The organism is Microbulbifer sp. MLAF003, from assembly GCF_030012965.1.
Lineage (GTDB): Bacteria > Pseudomonadota > Gammaproteobacteria > Pseudomonadales > Cellvibrionaceae > Microbulbifer > Microbulbifer variabilis.
Genome location: NZ_CP120232.1, coordinates 2063455 through 2085882 on the forward strand (window position 1 = coordinate 2063455; position 22428 = coordinate 2085882).

General features: G+C 44.5%; 19 protein-coding genes and 1 pseudogene. 9 read left to right on the plus strand and 11 right to left on the minus strand.

The features are described 5' to 3' along the window. Window positions 1–40: 40 nt before the first annotated feature. The 8 genes from P3339_RS10090 to P3339_RS10125 all read right to left on the minus strand — a co-directional run bounded on the left by P3339_RS10090 (window position 41) and on the right by P3339_RS10125 (window position 13389). A complete protein-coding gene (locus P3339_RS10090) occupies window positions 41–2323 on the minus strand; it encodes a hypothetical protein (RefSeq protein WP_282953283.1) in 2283 nt (760 codons plus the stop codon). Continuing rightward, a complete protein-coding gene (locus tag P3339_RS10095; RefSeq protein WP_282953284.1) occupies window positions 2221–5556 on the minus strand; it encodes a hypothetical protein in 3336 nt (1111 codons plus the stop codon). Before P3339_RS10095 ends, P3339_RS10090 begins: the two co-directional genes overlap by 103 nt. Then, window positions 5553–7223, minus strand: coding sequence for a hypothetical protein (locus P3339_RS10100; protein ID WP_282953285.1), 1671 nt, complete (start codon window positions 7221–7223; stop codon window positions 5553–5555). Before P3339_RS10100 ends, P3339_RS10095 begins: the two co-directional genes overlap by 4 nt. 67 nt (window positions 7224–7290) lie before the next feature. Beyond that, window positions 7291–7770: a hypothetical protein gene (locus P3339_RS10105; protein ID WP_282953286.1), complete on the minus strand. Its 480-nt coding sequence runs from the start codon at window positions 7768–7770 to the stop codon at window positions 7291–7293. Between the two features lie 200 nt (window positions 7771–7970). After that, window positions 7971–8219 carry a hypothetical protein gene (locus P3339_RS10110; protein WP_282953287.1) on the minus strand — a complete coding sequence of 83 codons (249 nt, stop codon included), beginning with the start codon at window positions 8217–8219 and terminating at the stop codon, window positions 7971–7973. A 2-nt stretch (window positions 8220–8221) separates the two neighbouring features. Next, on the minus strand, window positions 8222–11101 hold the full coding sequence (locus P3339_RS10115) for a hypothetical protein (RefSeq protein WP_282953288.1): 2880 nt from the start codon (window positions 11099–11101) through the stop codon (window positions 8222–8224). A 1096-nt stretch (window positions 11102–12197) separates the two neighbouring features. Further along, a complete protein-coding gene (locus P3339_RS10120) occupies window positions 12198–12635 on the minus strand; it encodes a transposase (RefSeq protein ID WP_282953289.1) in 438 nt (145 codons plus the stop codon). A gap of 397 nt (window positions 12636–13032) precedes the next feature. Continuing rightward, window positions 13033–13389, minus strand: coding sequence for a hypothetical protein (locus P3339_RS10125; protein ID WP_282953290.1), 357 nt, complete (start codon window positions 13387–13389; stop codon window positions 13033–13035). Between the two features lie 211 nt (window positions 13390–13600). On the opposite strand from P3339_RS10125, the gene P3339_RS10130 reads away from it, so the two are divergent. From P3339_RS10130 to P3339_RS10140, 3 genes and pseudogenes are all read left to right on the plus strand, one after another. Next, complete coding sequence (locus P3339_RS10130) at window positions 13601–13768, plus strand: hypothetical protein (RefSeq protein ID WP_282953291.1); 168 nt, start codon at window positions 13601–13603, stop codon at window positions 13766–13768. 209 nt (window positions 13769–13977) lie between these two features. After that, a pseudogene (locus tag P3339_RS10135) lies at window positions 13978–14769 on the plus strand (IS1595 family transposase). 114 nt (window positions 14770–14883) lie between these two features. After that, window positions 14884–15222 (plus strand): hypothetical protein, encoded by a 339-nt coding sequence (locus P3339_RS10140; RefSeq protein WP_252085638.1) that lies wholly within the window; start codon window positions 14884–14886, stop codon window positions 15220–15222. 95 nt (window positions 15223–15317) lie between these two features. Here P3339_RS10140 and P3339_RS10145 read toward each other — a convergent pair whose 3' ends face one another. After that, on the minus strand, window positions 15318–15752 hold the full coding sequence (locus tag P3339_RS10145; RefSeq protein ID WP_282953292.1) for a PACE efflux transporter: 435 nt from the start codon (window positions 15750–15752) through the stop codon (window positions 15318–15320). A gap of 101 nt (window positions 15753–15853) precedes the next feature. On the opposite strand from P3339_RS10145, the gene P3339_RS10150 reads away from it, so the two are divergent. After that, window positions 15854–16759 (plus strand): LysR family transcriptional regulator, encoded by a 906-nt coding sequence (locus P3339_RS10150; RefSeq protein WP_282953293.1) that lies wholly within the window; start codon window positions 15854–15856, stop codon window positions 16757–16759. Here P3339_RS10150 and P3339_RS10155 read toward each other — a convergent pair. Beyond that, window positions 16754–17635 (minus strand): SDR family oxidoreductase, encoded by an 882-nt coding sequence (locus tag P3339_RS10155; RefSeq protein ID WP_282953294.1) that lies wholly within the window; start codon window positions 17633–17635, stop codon window positions 16754–16756. The two genes, P3339_RS10150 and P3339_RS10155, sit on opposite strands and share 6 nt — an antisense overlap. 496 nt (window positions 17636–18131) lie before the next feature. Here P3339_RS10155 and P3339_RS23805 point away from each other — a divergent pair, with 496 nt between their 5' ends. The 5 genes from P3339_RS23805 (at window position 18132) to P3339_RS10175 (ending at window position 21087) form a co-directional block, all read left to right on the plus strand. Then, window positions 18132–18485, plus strand: coding sequence for a DUF6559 family protein (locus tag P3339_RS23805; RefSeq protein ID WP_502867323.1), 354 nt, complete (start codon window positions 18132–18134; stop codon window positions 18483–18485). A 107-nt stretch (window positions 18486–18592) separates the two neighbouring features. Next, window positions 18593–18835, plus strand: a complete 243-nt coding sequence (locus P3339_RS10160; RefSeq protein WP_282953295.1) for a hypothetical protein — start codon at window positions 18593–18595, stop codon at window positions 18833–18835. Between the two features lie 629 nt (window positions 18836–19464). Beyond that, window positions 19465–19878 (plus strand): hypothetical protein, encoded by a 414-nt coding sequence (locus P3339_RS10165; RefSeq protein ID WP_282953296.1) that lies wholly within the window; start codon window positions 19465–19467, stop codon window positions 19876–19878. Window positions 19879–19881: 3 nt separating this feature from the next. After that, entirely contained in the window at window positions 19882–20091 is a 210-nt protein-coding gene (locus P3339_RS10170; RefSeq protein ID WP_282953297.1) for a hypothetical protein, read from the plus strand. A gap of 480 nt (window positions 20092–20571) precedes the next feature. Continuing rightward, a complete protein-coding gene (locus P3339_RS10175) occupies window positions 20572–21087 on the plus strand; it encodes a YcxB family protein (protein ID WP_282953298.1) in 516 nt (171 codons plus the stop codon). Window positions 21088–21289: 202 nt separating this feature from the next. Here P3339_RS10175 and P3339_RS10180 read toward each other — a convergent pair whose 3' ends face one another. Further along, window positions 21290–21613, minus strand: a complete 324-nt coding sequence (locus tag P3339_RS10180) for a hypothetical protein (RefSeq protein WP_282953299.1) — start codon at window positions 21611–21613, stop codon at window positions 21290–21292. Window positions 21614–22428: the final 815 nt, after the last annotated feature.

Below are 22428 nucleotides of genomic sequence, written 5' to 3' on the forward strand. Positions count from 1 at the left end.
CCTCACAGGGTCCCGAGCACAGTGTATTCCTTCCCCCTTTTTAGTAAGTACTTCCAAATATCACCGTAATCCTATTAATTTGCACTAATGGTAGTTGCTGCCCATTAACTGTGCCAAATAAGGTAAATCCGATATTGAGCCGTGCATTATCGGAAGGGAGCTGGCTATCCTGGAACCACTGCCAGACTTGTGACGCAACACTCCGCGCTGTCGTCGATGGAGACAACGTGTCTAACTCAAGCGCGTTGGCTAACAAAACGGAAGCTTCCGCCATCAAATGGCTACTACCGCTGTTATCACTTACCAGCGAGTAGGCGTAACTAATTCGCAAATTAATCCTGGGATTAATAGCAGCAAAGTTGACCGAAGAAATAGGCTCGATAATATCTTCCATCACTTGCTGTAAAGTAGCCTCACTCATAGGTCCAACATCGACGGGATTAAGTGACTCCCGTTCAACTAACGGAATAGTTGCATTTACAAAGGAGGTTTCATCCGTTGTGTAAATAAACAGTGGATTGGTTTTCTCATTGGGTACTAACTCGGCGTTGCGAACAATCCATGAAGTGAAATTGGCAGACTGATAAGCCAGTATATCTAGGGGTGTCCAAGTTAAAGTTAGAGGACTAAACAGGGGGTCAGCTGGAATACTGTGTTGAAGCTCCCACCATCCGTCTTTTTCCGTAGCCTGGCTAGAATCCGGCTCCCAAAGGTTATCTTCATTCATAAGATCCTTAAAGGAGAGAGAAGGCCAGATAGCAGGATTCTCGTTATCCCGATCAGTTTGCCCTTGCAGTGTCAGCGTATTCAGTGCGGTGTTGACACCAGGGTCTCCGCTCAGAGTGAGATGGAAATGGTCGATCTCATTATCTTCAACTAACAAGTCTTCGGCGATATCCCAATTGGTGGGCCAAGACTCTGCAACATTATTTACCAGTGTGACAAAACTTGAAACAAGCTCGGATGCTTCCCCACTAGTGTTACCCTGGGAAGCGGTACCACTACTATAGGCTTCAGACAAAATATTATTTAATTGGGCCGACAAGGCCGGATACTCTTGGTGAAATTCTGCAAGAGCTGTAAATAAGGCATCAGTAACTCCTAGATTTTTTCTGGCCTCAGTGATTCGCCGTTGCCCCGGCGCGATCGGTTGGTTGCGGATAATATCAAAATACAGGTCATCTTGACTGGCAATATCGGTGCTTATTTGCACCGTATAGGTCCACTCCATCGCATCGAGAATTTCATCGCGAAGCTCTGAAGAGCCGGATAACTCCGTTAACTGTTTGGCTCCAGTGCCACTGTGGGACAACAGTGTTGGCAAGGCTGGCTCAAAAGGCAGGGGGATCGGGATGATAGCATCCGTATTGAGTGACGCCTGGGCAGTGATAGGCATCAGCAGGGGCGCCTCTTCGGGCAGTGCAAATTTTACCCAGGAACTGGGTACGTAGCCGAGAAATTTGCTACCTTCTTCAAAGTTATGTTGCAAGTAGCTGACATTGTATTGCAGTGGTAGCTGAATACTGGAGTGATCCTCCGGTGTGGTAACACTAAGCAAAGAAGTTGCCCACTGCTGGCCTGTATCAAGGCTCAGATAAACCGCTGAGAACTGGTATAACTTGTCGATATCAGCGTCGCTTTTATTCAGTGCATCATCATTAGGTTGGGCAATGCTGCCAAACAGTTGTGGTGCCTTTTGTGGGTGAGTGCCATCTATAATTTCTGATGCATTAATATCAGCGGGCACCTGAACAACAGTGGAAATGGTGTAGGCACTGGTAAGGTTTACTAATAGCGCTTGCCGCAACCGCTCCTGAGCTTCTCCGATATCACCCTGTCCTTCATCCTTCTCTAAAATCGACACCAGTCCGCTAGGTATTGATGTAGCAAGAGTTTGTTTGCTCGCCATTAACTGATCGTAGTAATCAGTGTTATAACGCTGATCCAGCAGCGCCACTGCGATACCAAATTCTGCCGTTAGAAATGCTTCCACAGCCATCAAAAAGCTTTGGGCCCATGCATCCATATCGATATCATTGTACTGGATATCATTGACCATACCGCTGCGTGGTGTCGTATTCAGTGGCCGAAGCGCAAAATAAACCGGATCGCTGCAAAAGCTTATATCAAAGCCTTTAATTTCACTGAAGCGAACGGCCCATAAATCAGGAACTTGATTACTGTCATCGGCCACTTGTTGGACTGATTTCTGCGCCAGTTTCAATACGCCTCCAGCCTGATCAAAATCAGCAAACGCTGCTTCGAAATAACGGGCAAAGTTAGTGATTCGATTACTGTCCTCCGCGATCCAGTCTGTAGCCATCCCCTGAGCAATAGGGAAAGGGGTAAGTTAAGTTTTGCCGGGATATGAAATTGCAGTTCAGCGGCTGCAGGCAAGCATGTCTTTGCCAACGGATAAACCAGTGAGCTGTCGCGCTTCATCGTCAGACATGCCGTGATCTCAACAATATCATCTGGTTGCTCCAAGACATCACTAAAGGCGACGGGAAAGTTAAATTGTGTGCTAATCGTAGGCTCAGTCAATGAGGGCACCGCACTGAAAACAGCATCATTGACTTGCTGGTTGATATATTCCAGTACCTGCTCTGCAAAGTTAAGCAGTTCACTTTGAGGGTTACCAATGCTCACACTTCCGGTCAGGCTGGTAGTAACCGCTAGGGAGGTATTGCTATCGGTAAGTTGGTCAATGATCAAACGATAGCGAGTTTGAATAGCTTGCCACTGCTGTTTCTCATCAGCAGCAAGTGAGGAGAATTCTGGTGAGTGTGTAGCCCCGACTATGCCTGGATTAAACTCCATAGACAGTTTCAGCAGTGCCGTATTGTTGTTATGATCAATAAAAAAGAATCCACTCTCCACCCCCGGCCACTCTCCGGGGCTGATAAGAGGATCGTTATAGAGCGGCGTAATCGTATCTCTGTGTTGTATGTTCAGCGGGTTGCCGTATAAATCACACAGACGGAATCCCAAATCTGTTTGTTGGCCGATAATATCGTAGCGATTGGCTATTATCTGGGAATCCACCTCTGGCCATGTTTCCTGTAGAAAGGCAAACACCGGAATGACCTGGCGCAGTTGCAAACAACCATCTGCCTGTGGGGAAAGCTCATCCTCGCTCTGGGTGGGGCCCACTGGTAAACTCCAGACCGAAGCACGATAAGTGCCGTTGCCTATTAGCTGATACTGAAGCAGGTGGTAAAGTTCATTGACCCGAATCTGCGGCAGATCACCGTTCGCCGGAATCTGGATCAAATCATCATCACTAACAGGTGTCCAATTGATGGCAAAGCCTATATTGCCGGCTTCATAGGTGGGCTGATAATTGGTGAGGGGCACACCATTCATATCGAATACTTCGGCAGTCAGGGTGGGAGCCGGACTGTCACATTCCACCCACAAGGAGTTTTCATAGGGGGCAAGAGCCACCCTATTGTTCCCAGCATTCTGACACTGAACCAAAATAGTAAAATCAGCGGTTCCACCAGAAGTGCCTAGAACAGTGCCTTGGTTGGGGTCAGTCGGAGAGTCAGTAGCGTTGGCGGTATCCGCAAACAGATCATTGGGCAAGCCCTCACCCGAGCTAGTTTTATAATAGAGATAAAAGCCTTGGGCCCGAACAACGCTGAGCTCCCATATTAGACGCAGGAAATTTCTCACATCGCTTAAGGGAGCGAAGTCGGAATTATCTGCCCCTGATAAAACGCTAAACGTGTGGGCGTGCAAGGCACTGACTTGCTCTACTTGATTTAAAGTCGAGAGGTTCAATTTGGCCAGCAGTACACTGGAGTCCAAATCGTCCGAACGCAGTTTGTCACTGCCGGGGCACTGGTAGAGTAAACTGATGCTTGCATCCGACAAATCACTTTTCAACGCCTGTTCAATCAAATCCCGGGTGGCTTCATCAGTGCCGTTTAGTTGGTAGATATTCGCTGAGTAGTCAGCTTCCGCGAGTAACCCCGATGAGCGGCCCATAGCGCTCTCTGTAGGGCTTTGAACTTGACGTAGTGACAGCGGAATAGCCAAACTTGGAATCGCTTCTACATCCGCCCCAAGAATAGCTGCTCCGCTGTCGACCCTTTCCAGTGCGAGTTGCACGCCCTGCTTCTGCGCAACTAGATTCATCAGCGGCTGAGGTAGGGTATACAGGGTGCGCGCTTCACCCGGCGTGTCCCATGCAAGGCTATTTTTTAAGTTGAATCCCAAGGGTGTGGCTGTCAGCGGTGGCAGTGCACGGAAATCAATGGTGTTTTCTGCGGGACTGGTGGATCGGGTTGATGATCTAACCGCCTGCCAGTTGGGGTTTGGGGCCGAAGGTAGTTCAGTAGGTAATTCAATCTCCGTTTGCACCATATCGGGACTAACACCATTAAAGCTAATCCAAGCGGCCGACTGGCCCGGTGAGAAGCTCAAACAGGCTTCCTCTGTAGCGCTCCCTTCACTGGCCGAAAATTGCTGGCCAGACAATTCGAATAGGGAAGCCATGGGAAAATCAGCGATGATTTCGGGGCTCAATTGAGGCGGTACCTTATCTGGCTCAGGTAATTGCAAGCCTGACATCAGATAACGTGAACCGAACCCCGCAACACTGGCATAGTCAAGTTCATCCAGCAAAGTACTGAGTTCCTGCCCTGGATCACTGGCAGCGGCATGGGCGCTGACTAAATCAACATACCGGAAAGGGTCTTCCGACAAAGCTGCAGAGGCATTGGCAATATCTTTTTGCAGTCTTTGATCGATATCTTGCTCATACTGTTGAGCTGCCGGAATCAACAGTGAAACAACATAACGCGCGATCAAAACAAAGTAATCTGTAAACAAAAAGCTCGCCATGCTGGGACCTGTTAACGGCGAGGTCTCTGCTGTTTCGAGAATTTCTGAGCCGACCCCCGGCACTTCTGAACCGATGAGGCCCAGATTGTCAAAATACATGTCGATGGCCTCTAGGTAATTGGCCGGGGTGCGATTCAATTCACTGAAATCTACACTATTGTCGCCGCTCTGCAGGCGTAATTCATCGAACATGGGTAATATAGCTGCTGTTTGCAGAGCTTCTTCAGAAACCTGTTGAAAGCTGCTGATACTAAAAACCAGATTATCTTCAAAATAAGCTTTGAGTTTTTCCACAAAACCATCAGTGCCGCCGAATAGTGGACCGGGCTCTTCTGTTCCGGTACCGAGATTATCAGAAAGCATTTGTAAGGTTTGTGAAAGCGGTACTTCAACAGGTGTTGGAGGGACAAATGTCAATAACCAGTGTACCAGCTTAATAATAAGTTGTTCATAGCCGGTAGCCGTCCCAGGCGACTTCAATGGCACTTCACCGGGTGCCGGGCTCTCCATCACCAGCGAAGCAATAAGTTTGATTGATGCTGTATTCTCGCTATAAACCACGGTAGGTTGAAGCAGGAAAACCACTTCCAGCTCCGCTAGACTCGATTTTATGGGTGCATCAGTAAACTGTTCTTTGTCAAAACCTTCACGTATAAAACGAGTTGGAACACTGAAATTATGTAAAAGCTGGACAGGCTGTTTCATTTCTCTACGTATACGTAGGAAGCGTTTTTGGCCCGTTCTGCTAGTATGTCCGTTACACTAAATTCGGGGAAGCTGAGACTAGGTGCTGAAGGACCGTCAATAGACGCCGGTGTACCACTTCCCACATAAAAAGTGTGGGTCACTGTAGTATGGAATGACAAGTGGATACGTATAAATACCACTTTAACTGAGACACTCACTCTCACAGAAGCCGAGACAGGAATGACTGTTTGATAGCCCGTTTCAAAGGCAATACCTGCAGTGGCAGTGAAGCTCACTGTCACAGTGGCCTTAATAATTCCCAGGTTCACGGAGCCTTTTAACAACACTGCAATACTGGCGGCGCCGGCAAACCAATAGTGATCTGGCGGTTTGGCTAAGGAATTCCCCGAACCATTTTCATTGGCTCGCCAAGCCAGCAAGCCCTGCATTGAGACCGCTACTGTAGCAGCCAAGGACGCACTCAATGGCCCGGCCTTGATACTCAAGCCTGCACTTACCTGAATGCCGATACCAAATTCAAGAATAGGATTGTAATTGACACTTGGAGTTGCACCTGGGTTATTTCCGCTGCGCAACTTCGCAAAATAGAATCCAGCCCAACCGGTAAGAACACTGACAGAGATACCAATAGACCGCTCGGGGCTCACGGGCCAGCCTACATTTATCCGAAAGTCACCATTGGTGTAAACCCAAATGGAAAAGCTCGGCAGTATAAGAATAAACCCATTAAGCGGAATTCGACGCATCGCATAGGGCAACGTCAGGGAGCCATAGTAAACGCCGAGATTTGGTCCTAGCTTCTGGTAGAGAATTTCAAACAGCAGGCCACTGAAAAACGAAGGTGGTGTGGACATAGGCACCGAAATTTCGAGGCCATACATAACTGGATCATTGAAAAGAACTCTCAAGCGGAATTCACGCAGCGAAAGATCTACAGCAATAAACCAGTCTCGATCGGGCTGATAAAACTCTTTAGCCAGCTCAGTAATGATGGTAGCCGGATCATCGTCCACCAACTGATTTTCCAGTTGGTTGAATATTTCCTCCATGGGGTTAGCAGATTCGGCAACCTGAAGCCTGGGACCTACCCGCTGACCGATACCTAAATAGTGCAGCTTGAAAGCCGAAATTGAATTCTGGGAAGGTATTGGGAAGGGAAAATTAACCAGTTGTTCAGTAGCGCCAGCATCCTGACTAATAGTTTTTCCCAAAGCTGATGGCGTTGTGGGCGTTTTGATTTTTGCTTTTACTGTCAGGCCGTCACCATCACCGTCATAGCCAATTAATATAGCCAATACCTGTATATTGGGCTCAAAAGTAATCTCAACGGGACCATAACGGCCGGTACCGCCTATATTCAGTGGCTGATCGAGTGCCAACTGAAGATAGGCGGCAGTATTGCCCTGCGCTGTGCTGGGTGTCACGCTAAGCGAAGGCGTGATGTTCAGATCCATGATAGCCTGCCAAGGCCCGGCAGGGATGTCCGGAAGTGAAACCCCCGTCGCCGACTCCAGTTGGCTGCTAAAAAGATTCCAGACATCATTGATAGATAGTGACTGAGTTGTTGCGAGAGTCAAAGAAAGAGGTCCCCCCAACAACTGCATATCTAATTCTAGGGGAACATCAAATGCGCTACCTGTCGCCTTGAGTACGAGATTTGTCATGGTGCTGTTAGAATGAAATTCGATACCGGTTGGGAATTTTAAGTATTGATCCGTTTAGTGAGCAATCCTAGCCATTGATATGTTCTTCCTCCGGAGGCTCATCACCAGTTGAACTGATTTCAACCCCAATAGAGTCCAAGCTAAGGCTGCTAACGATTTCGATTGGAGTTTCCGGGGTCGCAGTGACACCGATACTATAGTCATGGCTTTTTGTATCCACCGATAAGCTCCTGATCGTAATGTCAGCCTGGAAAATTATACCCAATCCAGCTTTTATTTTATCCAATGGGCTGACATTTGGGATTGAACTGATTAATCCTTGGAGCGCCTCCTCATTAAGGCCTGTACTTAGCTTGTCATCGAGCCAGTTAAGAAAGTCATTGATAGTTCCAAGCGTCACCGGATTGCTTAAGCTAAATTTAATCCCGTCAGTAATCTTATTAAGATCCTGACTTGTGACGGGAATTTTATCACCATTGTAATCAAATGTAGCGCTGATAGCTACATTGTAACCATTATTAGCATTTTCGAGAGGGAGCGTATTCATAGCGATTACCTTTTAAGTTTTTGCTTATTGCTTGTTACGGAAATTTTTAATTTATAAATCAGGCAATAAAATCAATAAATCATCATCTATTTCACGGATTCGCATCGGCCTATCCCAAGGGCGGTACATCCTTGTGCCGCATTAACCCATTAACTGGTTAGTTGGCTAAGTTAATCGTAATTTGCCTCTACGTAAGCAGGCTAATCTCTGTAAATATTGATCCTCAGATCTTCAAATACAAAGTTTCCACTTCCAAAAGGTTTCCAGGTACCTTCCACTACCACAGTCTGCGGGGATGGGCCTTCTCCGGGCAGCCAGTCGACCACCTTATTCCACAATGTAACAACAGCAGCTGGCCAACCTGTCAACGGCAGCAGTGGTAATGACAAGCCGTAGGTTTGATTGAGCCATAGCATTAGATCGTCTACGATTTTGCTAGAGGAACTCATGATTAATCATTCTCCGGTTTAGCTGATAAAAACCATGCCAAGTTATTAGCATAGGTGGGAATGACTTGCCCCGGTGTTGTTGTTCCAGCAAAAACCGTGAAGTCAACCATTATCCCTGGGGGGAAACTGTAGCCAAAAGCGCTCAGTTGAACATTATTGAACAATATGGCATACACGGTTTGACTGCCGTTTTCCAGGTCGACTTTAAGCAGGTTGGCATCACCAAATGCTGTCTTCAGTACACCTTCGAGTTCAAAACCACCAGCACCGGCGGATAACTGTGGCAATTGGATAAAAAGTGCGGCGGCGTCGTTATCCGGTATGGTGGATGAAGGCCCCCAGGCCAAAAGCACCTTAGCTTCCAGCTTGGCATCCGCACCAAGAGCACCGAGCGAGCCGAGTAACATGTCGTACTCCAAAGCATATCTCGGCGCGCTGGTAACGTAAGTGCTAGGCGGACTAGCGGCTTGGTCGGGAGAATCCAGCAATGCTGGCTGTACAAGTGAATCCGCATTGATTGGGTTGGATTCCAGCTGCAAGATATTCACAGCGGTAGATCCGGTATTGGTGGCATTAATTGCCTCTTCTTCGCCAACAATAAAACGGCTGAATTTTAGCGGAATGCTGAACAGCAGACTATTAGGGCGAATGGCATCAGTACTCGGATCTGCAGTCATAGCCGTCAAGTCCAGAGTGACTCGTTTACTATCAGGCACCGTTATACCCACTTCATTAAGAGTAAAATCTACATCAACAGAAAGATTTGAGATTGCCAAACCTACATCGGGCCCATCCTTGCACCCATAGGAAAACAAATCCAGCTGATCACTGTCTGGGAACGGGTTGGGACAAAACCACAAGGCACCACTTAAACTGAAGCGCGCACGGACCTCGGTTGTACCTTTTTCTTGTACCGGCTGGCTGCTCACCGGTACCAGACTTGCCTGATTAAATTCTACTTTCTCCAACACTCTTACGTTGGGCACTACTGGATCAATATTGGGATCATTTACTATAAATTTGTATTTAAACTTCTGTTCACTAATAAATGTCATCCGGCCGACACCATCACTACCGGCCTGATACTGCCCTTTGATACTTATGGTGTTCAGTTTGGAATCGACTGGGGGATGGATCAATTGAACATCTCTACCCATCAATTGGTTGAGGGTGAGCCCAACGCTGGTATTAAACTGTGTAATACTGGAATTACTAAACACCACCACCAGTGTTTCTGTTTCGTAATCCACTGGTGTATCACACAAATCAGGGTTCGAAGGCTGGCCATTGCCGTTATAAAATATAACTCCAAATAAGGACGATTGATCGATCTCTAATTTCCCAGACTTGGCCTCAACATCCATCATATTACCCTGAATACCCAAATGGTGCGCACGCAGGGGCCCGTTAACGCCTCCCAGGAGCATTTGTAAATCTGCCGGCATGCCATTGCCATTAATACCTGTGTTGAGAAATAACACTCCTGTCCAGGCTGGATCATTCACCAGGTTATTAAAGTGTTCGAAAGGATCGCCGGGCACTCGTTGCTGAGCAAAGGTAATATAGTCATCGATCAGTGCTGAGGTCGCCTCTGGATCACTATTATAATGCTCTGCACCGGTCCATAGCCCCGGATTAGCAACCAGCTCTGCGACACTGGCTGTAGTATTAAACTTAAAAATCATAATGAGCTGTGCGTCCGGATTTTCACTATCAAAACCCAGCTCAAATTGAAAACCACTGAGAAAAATCGTCGAGTCAAAGCTCCAGCATTCAGAGGGTTCAGTTACGATAAAAAAAAGCTGATTTTGTGTCAGTATCAGCGACAGGTCTGCAGGGAATTTTGGAGGGGAACCATAGGATAAAAACTGCAGCTGGGTCTCCGGAATCGGAGGGTCGGCATTCAGCATAGCTGGCTGCTTGGCCAGCACCACTTTGTTCCAACTACCATCGTCATTGAGCTCAATTAGCAGCCCTTGGGGCGTAGTAGAGCTAAGCATACTTGAAGGGCCCAGCAGACTGCCCCCAGGGAGAAATACTGGTCCCTCAGAATGTAAAGTCAATTTACCATGGCGGGCACTGCTGAGAATGGTCGCCTCAAAGCGACTGATTTGTTCGCTGTTTAAAGGGGAAGGAGCGGAGAAAATACCGCCCAATGGCACACAGGGGAATGCGGTACTGTTAGATAAAGTTGCCAGGCGAGCATCGACGCTATTTGAAAAGGGGCCACCATCCTGTTCAATAAAAAAGCTTCCAGAGCTAGGTTCGCCAAAGTAGTGCCCCTCTTCAGTCAGTACCTGCATCCAGGATGTGGTGTAGTCGTTCTGAAGTAAATCCAAATTACTGGGTGGTGAGTCAGATGGAGATCCGCTAACCGAGAATGATCGCGCATAGGCAGGCTGATCGTTGATAAACTGTATTTTAGTACCCTCAGAAATTCGCAGGAATTCCTGTGAATAAAGCCCGGGCATAAGCTCTATTATCGAGTTCTTGCCATCAGCTTCTATATTTTCAAGTGTAAAAATCCCTACGGGCGAAAGATATAAGTTGCTGGGAAAGTGAGCGGGCAAGCCACTTATATCTTGATCCTGCATTTTTGAAAAGCCAAATCCAGCACCGATTTCGCCGTTGACGGGTAAAACTGTACCCGGATCATAGGGTGATAATTTTACCGGAGCACCTTCGGTAGTGAAAAAATAGCTGGAAGCAATGGCTTTGGCTTCGGTTGCCCATTCCTGATTATCAGAACGATTTGTGACATCCAACTGTAAGCGTGTAGCGAAGAAATTCGTAGGAAGAACGGGGTTTAACCAAAAATCAAAACCGACTGTTCCTTTTACATCTGTAAAATCGAACATAGGAAATTGGATCTCATCCGACACGGATTTCCTGCCATTCGAGGAGATTTCAGGGATATATTTAAAATGACAGCCAGTTGCGGCTACTAGTTTACGCAGGTGGCAATCACTCAATCCAAATGGAAAATTCAAGCTACCGGCAGCCAGTCCAGAAAAGTACAGCTGTATTGCCGAACCTATGGGGGATAGATCCGGCCACGCAACATAGAGCTCTTTATCTGAATCGTAATGAAATAGCTGGAATGGTGATATAGTTCCCGGTAACGAAAACCTCAGAACAGGAGAACCTTCTTCCACCCCAATGAGCTCAGCCTTACTTCCTGGTATAAACTCTAATTTAAGTTGCGACCAATATAAGTTTTCAGAGCATCGTACTTGAAAATTAAACTCTGTGTTTAGTATGCTGATAGCTGGTATATCCTTTGGTAATGATTGATTTTGCAGCCATACAAGTGCATGTTCAGGTTGTATAGTACCGGTAAGGTCGGGAAAACAGGTTTTAGCTTTCTCGATAAAGTCAGGCGCTTCTTGTTGACTCACTTCTACGCCTATAAAAATATACCAACCTGACATTTCATTCCAAGTGTGTTCGAGTGTAACTTTCGCATGTTTTGGCGAATGTTGGGAGCTATGCTGGGCAAGAATTAAAGAGGGTGGTGAAAGTAAAAAGTATACCCACAGTGACTGCTCGCCAATATAAGGGCGGTTCTCTGGTGGCGCTGAAATTAAGTATAATCCTTGGCAAATTTCCGTTAACTCTTCTGATAAGACGCCGGCAAAACTTTTTGCTCCATGCTTTTCACTCATATTCTATTATCCGAAATTAACAGAAAACAACTTTCGCCATAGCGGTGCACAAACACCAAATTAACGTTCATCACCTCGTAGGCGATATTTACGGCCGCATAAAAGCTGTCTCGATATGATTTTTACCCCTTAAAAACATTTGATACCTTGGTGGTTATATATAACGCCACCTAAAGATATTTTCACAGCCTTAGTCGATACTACCAGCATTCTTTACTGGGGATCAGTACCCTTTGCTGGCATATTAAAAAATCATATATTAATTTATAGATTAATTATTGGGTGTTATATCCCAACAATACTTCGAGCAGTTTTACGCAGCTATAGTACCGTAGTCACTATACCGCTCGTAAATGCTGGCATCTTTTCCACAACTTTGGTCCAGATCTAACTCGTCAAAAAGTCTATTCATAAGGTGCTGATTGAACTTGCGGCGCTTCCAGCTGGAAATTGAAATAACCGTTGCTTTATCCGTTTTCTTCGCTTTTCTGTCCTCAGCTTTCAGTAAATTTAGGGCTGTCAGTGTTGCATTTACTTGTAGACCGATAGCTTCTTTTCGAGTTGACTGGCAGTGGGTTAGACCTGTGTACTGTTTGGCATCCCAGGACAAAAACTCTATTTGAAATCTTGACTTGTAATAGGCGATCAGTTTCATTGCATCTAGCTCTGTATCTGTCGAATACAGCGGTGCATGCCCATCTTTGTCGCCGTTAGTAGACCTCGGCATCACAACGCGAATAACTCTTTTCAAAAAACTTGCATAGACAGCCTTTGTATAAACCTCAGTCGTATCATTCAGAGCGCCAACATGATCAAAACGGTTCAGGCCAGCTATAAAGTCAACTTTTCCATCGTATTTTTGGGGCGTCCAGTGCCGCTGTAAACGCCTTCATATAGCCATAGCAGGTTTACATCAGATCGTAACTTGCCAACGATGTGTAACTCCGTTGGAATGTTGGTCGAACCAAATTTCACCTTGCTATACTAGGTATCTGCAGCAGGATACTTAATGCCGAGATCAAGGAGTGTTGGTGCAAGCTCGACAGCATGGTGAGCATATTGCTCAATTCGGGATCGGCCTTCTTCGTCTATTGTCTGCTGCGCATCCATGGCATAGGCAGTATTCGACTTCAGGTCAGTGATGCTGATTATAGAGATTTCAAGGCCACGTTGTGAGGCTCCGGCACGACCATTGTAATACCAGCCAACTTCCTCTGTTGTTTTCCTGGTTTATTGATAAAACTAGCATCTATAGCCGCCACACATTCATCGTTGTTTGGGAATGTCTGCATAAATAATTCTGCATTTAACTTAACGAAGTCAAAATTCCGACGAGACCATCGACAATAGCGCTTTTCACTGGCTAAACTGTATCGCTCCATGTTCAGAAATGTCGCCTTCCCCTGAAAAACCATCAGTACAGCAAATAGCGTGAGTATGAAATTTCTTCGTGGTTTTTTGACATTGGACATTCGAACGAAAATAGCTTTAACTCTGTTTTCCATAGGCAGGTACTGCGTCAATTTGATCTGAGAACCTTATTTTTCCATACTTGTCCATGGTTTCTACCCATTTCACCTCTTAAAACTGTCCGAAGTGTTGTTAAATAAAAAAAGTATAATCCTGGTTTAGATTAGGTTGCATATGACTCCCCTGTATTTTTCAGTATAGAAGTGGTTTATAACTATATTTGCAACAAGAATAATTTAACTGTCTATGAAAAAAATTCACAAAACTACTTTGCAACCCTTGATTAAGCAATCGAGTTTAATGAAGGGCGTCTATGGGAAAATTAACTTTGTATCATCAACAGCGAATGCGAAACATAAGGAGTTTGGGGCAATGGTTTTTAAGGATGGTGGCTTTAATGGTGAGTTTGACTGATTTATTTCACGTCTAGAGACCAAGTTAAATGATAAAAGGCTGACCTTTTTGCTTAAGCTAGTTAAAGAAGATGGTACAGCTTTTAAAATAAAGGATTTCCTAATTACCACTCTTGCTAAGTTAAGCCTAGCTCTATATAAATACAGTTATCTTGTTGATCTGCAAGGGAATACACCATGGCTCGCAACAAGGTATAGTTTCAGAAGGGGATTAGTTTGACCAATTCCTCAACATGTACGGCAGCGAGGAACAGTGCTTCGATGCGCTGTCGCGATGGCGTTGGCCCAATGGTTTTAGTTGTCCTTACTGCGGATATGACAAGCATAGCGACCTCGCTTATCGCAAGCCTAAGCAGTGTAACCAGTGTCGACGTCAGACATCGATTACCTCCCGTACGATTTTTGACTCCACGAAGCTCTCCCTCACCACCTGGTTTCTCGGTATCTTCCTGATTACTCAAGATAAGAAGGGTGTTTCCTGTTTGGAGCGATCTCGATATCTGGGTATCTCTTACAACGCAGCATGGCGTATGAAGCAGAAACTCATGCAAGTGATGATGGAGCGGGACCAGCGATACAATCTGTCCGGTTTTATTGAACTGGATGATGCCTATCTCGGTGGTGGGCGTGCTGGATGGGGCGCGGAGCCAAGGGTAAAACTCTCTTTGTAGTGGTAGCACAGTCATCTCAGATGGCCTTCCATGCTTCAATGCCATTAAGGAGGCAGGTTGTGTGCATGAAAAAAATGTTTGTGGTGGTGGCCGAGCTTCTGTTGAAGAGCCTGAGTTCTATTGGGTAAATATGGTACTTGATAATTGAAAGAGTGCGCTGCGTAGCACTTACCATGCTATTAGGCCGAAATATGCAAGCGCTATTTGGCAGAATTTCAATATCGCTTTAATCGAAGATTTGATTTATCGGCACTCATTCCAAGACGTGGTTTACGTCTCTCTTCGGACTCCACCGATGCCGGAAAGGTTGCTAAAAATTGGCTTAGCATAAGTGGTAATTAAGTAAACCTCTATAGAGAAAGTAGGGGGCAGGCCTCCTTTAGTACTTTTATTGAGATATATGCTTCAATGCGTAGTTTATCGCTTAAGAGAGTGTTCGTCGTTGATGGGTAAGATCATAAAAGATGTCACATTTAGAAATGGTGAAAAAGCTACCATGTTCAAGCATGCCAATGGATATTGGCATTGTCCTGTATGTGGTAGTCCTGAGTTGGGATCTCCTGCTTACTTAGAGGATGGTAGTGGCTCTTTTCAGATATGTAGCTGTGGATTTGAGTTTGGTTTCGATGATGAACCATCGGCATCCGGTACAAAAATTGACTCTGTCATTGGTAATTGGGAAGTTAAAAGGCATCGTAAGTTACAATACTTATCTTCCAAGTCCGATCAATATAAAGAACTGCTAACAAATTTAAGATGTATCGGTATTGAGCTAAGCACATAGTAAAAGCATGTATCTCTGCCCCCATCGGGTGATTCCGGCGATGTGTATCTTAACTGGTCCTGCATTTCATCTAAAATAGAAAGTGGAGAAGACCTTTAACGTTTGTGTTCAGTAACTTGAAACGAGCTATGCAGCTGATCGAACCAATAGTTGAATACATAGGTATATATCACGATATAAATCACCATGACTATCTCAAGCATAAATGCTTCTAGGATAGTCAGATTAAAGCCCCAGGCGATTACTGGCAACGTCAGTACCAACATACCCCCTTCAAACAATAACGCATGCATGGCTCTAACGATAAACGTCTTCTCCGGGTTTTTACGTATATTCAATAAGTACCAGTCAAAGGCGTGATTGAAAACCATATTCCAGACCAGCGCAAACAGTGATAGTCCAGCCGCAAGTACTAGCGATTGGTGTACCTCCAGATCAAACACTGGCACCACCAGTAAGCCACCTGTCAGCAGCAGAAAAAACTCGTAGGAAACCGCATGGAATAAACGATTCTTCAATGATTTAGTCATCAGCCATACTCACTCTGGTTGAGAAAATATGCCTGAATGATATATAGTTATTTTAGGTGGGATAAGTTAGATACTATACCTTAAACAGATAGGTTGGGCGCGTGGCAGTTTCTATTGAGCAACTGGAAGCATTTGTAGCAACCGAGCAGGCTGGCTCGTTCTCAGCGGCTGCACGTAAATGTGGAAAGGCACAGTCGGTAATCAGCTCACTGGTATCGAATCTGGAGGTTGACTTGGGAGTCAATCTATTTGATCGAAGTCAACGATACCCGCGATTGACGGACGCTGGTGAGTCACTGCTGGAACGCGCACGGAATCTTATCGAGCAACGCGAGCGTTTGATGGCGATCGCACAGGGGTTGTCTCTGGATGTCGAGGCCCGGTTGACGTTAGCTATTGCCCAGCATGTGCGGATTAAAAACCTGGGTGGACTCTTTCAAGAGTTTGAGACCAAATATCCAAATGTTCAAATTACGCTCAGAGCGGGAAGTGTTCAGGATGTACAGACCTGGGTCGAACGGGATGTGGCGCAACTCGGGATTATTACGCAGCAAGAAGATGTGCCCACTGGGTACGATTTCAGAGCCCTGGGCCATCTGAAGCTCACTGGCGTCGCCTGTGCTGAGCACCCGATAGCACAACTTACTGAAGTAACCTGGGAAGACCTGAAACAATACCGTCAAATCTTATTGCAGGAGTTTGAGATATCCAGCCAAACTCGCTGGCTGGTGTCTCCCGACGTGTGGAGTGTGTCACGTGTCGATGATGCACTTGACCTTGTCAACGCCAATTTGGGCTGGGCAGTATTGCCACTACACGTGGTTGCGAAAGGGATAGCGGCGAAAAAACTGATACAGCTCCCGCTAGTATTTGAGCAGGAGAAAGAGTTGTCACACGGTGTAGATATTATCTGGTCCAGTAAGCGTCCACTAGGTCCTGCAGCCACTGACTTGATGAAGCGGCTGAGCACAGAGGACGCAATACTGAACAAGGATCAGTCGCTATGAAGCGTTTGACAGATCTCGGGCAAAATCTGTGATAGTTGTATCTGGCTTACCTAACACCTGCCAAGTTTTTTGACTCACTGGTTGCTCCTTTAGCTGTTCTACGTAAGTCAGCATATTTTCCATAAATACTGCCTGCTCCTCGGGCAGTCCCATTTCTGCAATGGCCGCGATAGGGTGAACGGCAATTTCTGTTCCCGGAGAATTTGCCTCTACAAACGTTCTGGCCGCCTCTGGTAAAGACATCCCCTCAGTACCCTGAACTGAAAAACTCTGGTTGTAGGCCATCTCATTCCCGATAGCATTACCGATCATCTCTGCCAGATCTGTTGTATTGGTGTAGTAGATAGGGTGGACATGATCGCCGATGATAGAAAATTGGCCGCTCTCGATGAATGTGGGGAAAGAATCCAGGAAGAATGAACAGAAGAAGAAAGTGAAATTAATGCCCGAACTTTTAATGGCCTCTATCCCTGGCTTACGGATTACATTGGTCTTGTACTCAAGCCCCTTGTCCGCAAACTCTGGGTGGAGATAATCAATACCAGCAATCTGCATGATGTGTTGCACACCATTGATCTTTGCAGCCTCCACGATATTAATCACACCTTCACGCTCACTATGAAAGGGTAAAGTCGGGTCGAGTGACGTGGTATTCAGGGTGATATAAAGTGTTTTGGTACCAACTAGTGCAGACACCAGGCTCTCTTTATCCGAGACATCTGCTTCGACAAGCTGGATACTCTCTGGGAGGATAGTGCGAGCACTAATTACGTCCCTCACGATCGCAGTTACCTTTACACCTTTATGATCCAGTTTTCGTGCTACCTGACGACCTAAATGGCCTGTGGCACCAATAATCGTAATAGTTTTCTGCATGATTCAACCTTTAAAGCAATGAATGGGATAGCCCATACTTTGCCCAAGTTCTAAAAAATCCTACAGTTATGTACCATCTATCAAATAGATACTACAGCAGGGCTCTCTAGTCCTACTTTTTGTTCATGTTTGATGCGCACGTAGGTGTCTCCTCGATAGATGACAAGGGGTTATTGGTGGGAGGCATATCTTTACTTATTTTCCAGTTACTTCAACACTGTGAGTGAGGAATTCGTAACAATTTTTAGGTTTTTGCCGGTTCGTTACTTGTGGGTAACCTCATTGCCCCATAAAGCATTTCTAAAATATACAGAGCAAAGAAAGTACAGAAAGATAAAGAGGTTGCTCTATATCTTTATTTGACATACTTATCAGTTAAAGGTGCTTTCTTGACTCTCTGTATCTTTTTGTGTTGTAGGATATATGAGCTTTAGAATTAGAGAGAAGCATGATATACAGATGTAGCTTTTGAATTAATCGGTAAAGGTACCCGATCGTGTGGTTTTTAAAATTGTCAAGTAAACGCAAGGCCATACGGATCTTCAAAAGGGATTTAAGGCGTAAATTATCAAATGATTGGGGGAATAAGAGAAAGTATTTAGCCTCTGAGGTAGCTAATAGTGTTCAAAACCACTATCCCAAACTGACTAAGTATCAAATGTACGCAATATACATGTGGTCAGATAAAAAGCAGTTTGATAAATATTGTACAGAATCTGGCGTAAGTCTTAGCTCAATCGAGGCCAGGAAAGAAATTGATTCTGTTGTGATTTCTATGAATAGAAGTGATTCATCCCTAGTAGAATCCAATTGTAGCAACGAATTTTCTGACTCAGGAGGTTCGGATTGAGCTCACATTTAAAACGAAAAGGCATACGGTGTAAAAACCGTTGCTTCGATTTGATTTTGCAGTAAGTGCTTTAGGCGTCAAAAATCCTGAGTTCGGAGAGAGAATTAGTGGAAGAAGTAATAGGCGGTGTATTTAGATTTCTCGGTCGATTTATTGTTGAGACTATATTTACAATCATTGTCGAGGTCATGTTCCATTTCCCTGGCAATCTAATTTGTAAACCTTTCACAAAGAAAGGGAGAGAGCCAATTGGGTTTCTGGTGGTGATTGTCAGTATTTCATTTTGGTTGTTAGTAGCTGGATTAGCCTACACAGCATACTTCCTTCTTTCTGGTGAGCCCGGTGCCTAACAAGCACAAGTAATATGCTACGGCTCTTCGGGCCTTTTTGGAACAACTTACTTTATGTACATTTTGTACAGTTTACTCAAGAAAAGGCTGGAGCAGGGCGTGGAGATATGTATCTCGTTGCCAAATAAAGTTTAACTTCTACAGAGAGGGGTAGGGCCTTCCTCCTTGGGAAGCCTGACCTGGACAACCCCTATAGCCTAATTTTCGTTCGCTTTAGATATAGACATAGATCTCTCACCTGGGGGCGTGGATGCCTATCTTTACTTAATTTCCTATCACTTCTAGCACTATTGCTAAGACGTATGTCCCAGCTTGTAGATTTTTGTCGGTTTGGGGTTGTGGACGTGGATCAGTAAAAGACGGGAATTAGGTACTGGGAAGTTGGGGAGTCGCTTCAAGCTACTGAGTTAACTAATTGGATTCGCTATGGCTCTAATGGCAAAGGGGATCGGGTTTGCGGCTGGCTATGGCTCGTCGTTAAGTATTGAAGTAATATCGCTTACCAACATCGGATTGAAACTTATGGAGTGAGTAAACAAATCTAAACGTTTTGGGCTTTACACGGGATGATGCCTAGGGCACGCAAAATCCACAAACTTGCCAATCAAGTCTATATGAAGAGATTTGATGTGGATGTGGTGCTTAGGAAAGGAAAGCTTGATAATCCGCAGATCGATAAGGTTAGGTATCGTGAGGACCATCGGCCAATGATGGTGAAAAACAAGAGAGCGGGCGAAGAGAGGCCCAAACGAAACGATATCGTATCCTATCGGATGCCAGGCTCTTCAGAGTCGTATATTTTGACTAAATCGGGTGGGGTATCACTTTTTGATGGTATCAGTAGCAAAGTTCCATTTAGAGAGGGAAAGGATGCTCGGTGGATAATTACCAAAGATGCGAGATTGGAATCAGGATTGTTTATTGCAAAAGATATGTTTCCCGATGCAGAAGGCAATACCCACTACTCGATTGAAGCGGAAATCGACATGCCTGTTTCCGAGTATTTTGAAAAGCTTGCCGCCTTAAAAAAATATGAGAGTTAAGTGATGTCTTATAACTACAAAGATTTGAACTACATACGAGAAGCCCTTGCTTGCTACGAAGAAAAATTGTGTGATGTTGATATTAACGAATGTGATGATGAAGAAGCTGAAGAGCTTCAAGAAGATATTCTGTACATGGGACGCTTGAGGGCGCTGACCGAAAGAATGATTGACGAATGGGAGAATAAGGGCCCCACTTTAACCTCTGTCTAAAGGTCAGGACATAAAGTAAAAAGGTTAAAAGTAGTTAAGGCCTCCCTTATGTAGGGAGGTCGTATTGAGCTAATTATTTAGACAAATATAGGTACAGGTTGCATCTGCCCTCAACTGCCTAGTCTGGGTTTTTGTTTTATGAAGAGATTTATACTCCTGGCATGCAAACTTCTATGATAACTACTGTATTTATACTGCTGCTGTTAGTGGCATTTCTAACTACTACGCTATTGGTGCAAGGAGATCAACACCCAGAAAGCTGGGTGATAAATGTCTATGATATTTCTGCTATGGCGATAGTAATTGCCCTTTATATTGCCGTAATGGTATATACGTTCAGAAGTTTTATTAAGGCAAGAAAAGCGCCTCAGGGAGTAGAAGTATAGTGATGTGATTAGCTTTCGCTGTGTGTCCAAAGAATTTACGCTTGGGCTTAAGGTAGATTGACCTTTATATATGATGTAGATTGTGGAGATTCGTTTGAAACTTAAAGTAGTAACCTCTAAAGCTGACCATAATAATTTTTGTGACTATGTGGTATGTAGTCGTTTGAAATCTCATACATGGATATCGATTCTTAAGATCTTAGTTGTTTGGTTGGCTATCGGTTTAATATTTATGTCTTGTGTTCAGTTTAAGGCTGGGAAAATTGAGCTGAGTCCGTTCATATTAGTTATAGTAATATCACTTGCGTTTCTTTTTTATGTTGCTCTTAGTAGGTTGTTGGCTGTAAAAATAGGCGAGTGCTTTACACCAAACAAAGATGGAATAATATTGGGCTCTAAAGAGTATGAGATTACTCCAGAGGGTATTAAAGAAACTTGTCAACATGGCCATAGTTTCTATAGTTGGGCAGTGGTTGAGCAGGTGGAGGAAGTTAATGGGGCAATTTATGTTTTTGTGGATCAAGCATTAGCTTTGATTTTTACAGCTGAATCATTAGAGAAAATTGATTTTAAAGATGATCTTTTAGATACATTGAAAATGCATACATGATACACCGAAGATACATTTAGGCCAGAATAAGGTATCTGGCCTTTTTAAGAAAAATACTATTTGTAGGAAGCCCTAGCTTCTAAATAAAGTAGAGTACATGGGAGTCGCCAAGTACAAGAGTAGTTATTTTCAAAATACTGACAGACCAAGGGGGTGTGGGAAAGCCATACTCCCTTAAATTGGAGCAAGGCAATACCAGGTTTTAATTAGCACGTATCTTACTTGATGTACTTTCCCAAATTTCTTCAAAACCATTAATAAGCATGTAGCCAGAAAATTTGTTAAAGAGTTTATGCATCCAGAACTCTATATCAGTAATTCCCTCTATGACTTTTTGCTCTTCATTATCTTTGATTGCTAAGTCTGTCATTTTCCAAAATGATTCTGTTAATGAAGCTGCCATTTCGGTCGAATTAATTTGCACTTTTGAATTTATAAACTCTTCAAGAAGTTCATCATTCATTTCTTTAGCATAATGTAAAGCGAGGCTTTTAGCATCAGACTCAGATTCTTTAAATTTAAGCACTTTTATAAGCCTCCAGTTGCAGGTCTGTCATGATAGCCATTCTATCGGATATAGATCTTAGTTTGAAAACGAGTTCATCAACTCGCATGCGTTCTGTTACCGCCAGTAAATAATGAGCGGAGTTGTCAGGATCTTGTACAAATTTCATCCCAGAAGGGATATGCTGACTGTCTTCTATAATCCAATAGGCACAGTTAACTTTAGTTCTCTTTTCTTAAAATCTGCCTAGAAATCCCATTGTTGAGACAGCATGCTTAACCGTTGAAGAGAAAGACAAACCGTGCTCGTCACGGGGTTCAATCCACATAGGATCTGAATTTGAGAATTTGTCGTCACAATGCCTAACCCCTTTACTTATCCCGCCTCTACCATGTGAGCCTTCCTTATATAATAGCTTCATTCGGATCTATGACAGTCCTAAAGAATGCTCTCTCCTTTCACTCCAGTGCTTCTAAATAGATTCTGGATATGCGGTCAGTAATGTCTTGTACAGTTTTTAGCTGATGTTTGAAAGGTATCTTCTTTTTACCTATTTTTGAATTCCATTTCGATGTTATTGATTGTAAAAGCATAATATTTGCCATTCGGACAAGCAACTTATTGCGGGTTTATCACACTCAATAGAAACATTCGTACCAGCTTCTAGGTTTTCGCCGGCTTACTGGCTCATGGTCAAAATGCTCCCCCTCGCGCTGGCTCTCAAGCTGTGTGTAGGCATTCCTTGGTAGAGAAGCTTGATAAGTGAAGCCCTTAGAGGAATGGGGTGGGTGAGGAGGTGGTAGGTCCAGAGTAAGAATATGCGAAGCTAGGCCTCT

What these genes read in the sequence shown, in the direction of transcription:
- P3339_RS10170 (WP_282953297.1), top strand. Translation starts at nt 19,882, where the DNA reads ATGTCTTATAACTACAAAGATTTGAACTACATACGAGAAGCCCTTGCT.
- P3339_RS10100 (WP_282953285.1), bottom strand. Translation starts at nt 7,223, where the DNA reads ATGACAAATCTCGTACTCAAGGCGACAGGTAGCGCATTTGATGTTCCC.
- P3339_RS10125 (WP_282953290.1), bottom strand. Translation starts at nt 13,389, where the DNA reads ATGGAAAACAGAGTTAAAGCTATTTTCGTTCGAATGTCCAATGTCAAA.
- P3339_RS10110 (WP_282953287.1), bottom strand. Translation starts at nt 8,219, where the DNA reads ATGAGTTCCTCTAGCAAAATCGTAGACGATCTAATGCTATGGCTCAAT.
- P3339_RS10105 (WP_282953286.1), bottom strand. Translation starts at nt 7,770, where the DNA reads ATGAATACGCTCCCTCTCGAAAATGCTAATAATGGTTACAATGTAGCT.
- P3339_RS10155 (WP_282953294.1), bottom strand. Translation starts at nt 17,635, where the DNA reads ATGCAGAAAACTATTACGATTATTGGTGCCACAGGCCATTTAGGTCGT.
- P3339_RS10090 (WP_282953283.1), bottom strand. Translation starts at nt 2,323, where the DNA reads ATGGCTACAGACTGGATCGCGGAGGACAGTAATCGAATCACTAACTTT.
- P3339_RS10140 (WP_252085638.1), top strand. Translation starts at nt 14,884, where the DNA reads ATGGGTAAGATCATAAAAGATGTCACATTTAGAAATGGTGAAAAAGCT.
- P3339_RS10095 (WP_282953284.1), bottom strand. Translation starts at nt 5,556, where the DNA reads ATGAAACAGCCTGTCCAGCTTTTACATAATTTCAGTGTTCCAACTCGT.
- P3339_RS10130 (WP_282953291.1), top strand. Translation starts at nt 13,601, where the DNA reads ATGAAAAAAATTCACAAAACTACTTTGCAACCCTTGATTAAGCAATCG.
- P3339_RS10145 (WP_282953292.1), bottom strand. Translation starts at nt 15,752, where the DNA reads ATGACTAAATCATTGAAGAATCGTTTATTCCATGCGGTTTCCTACGAG.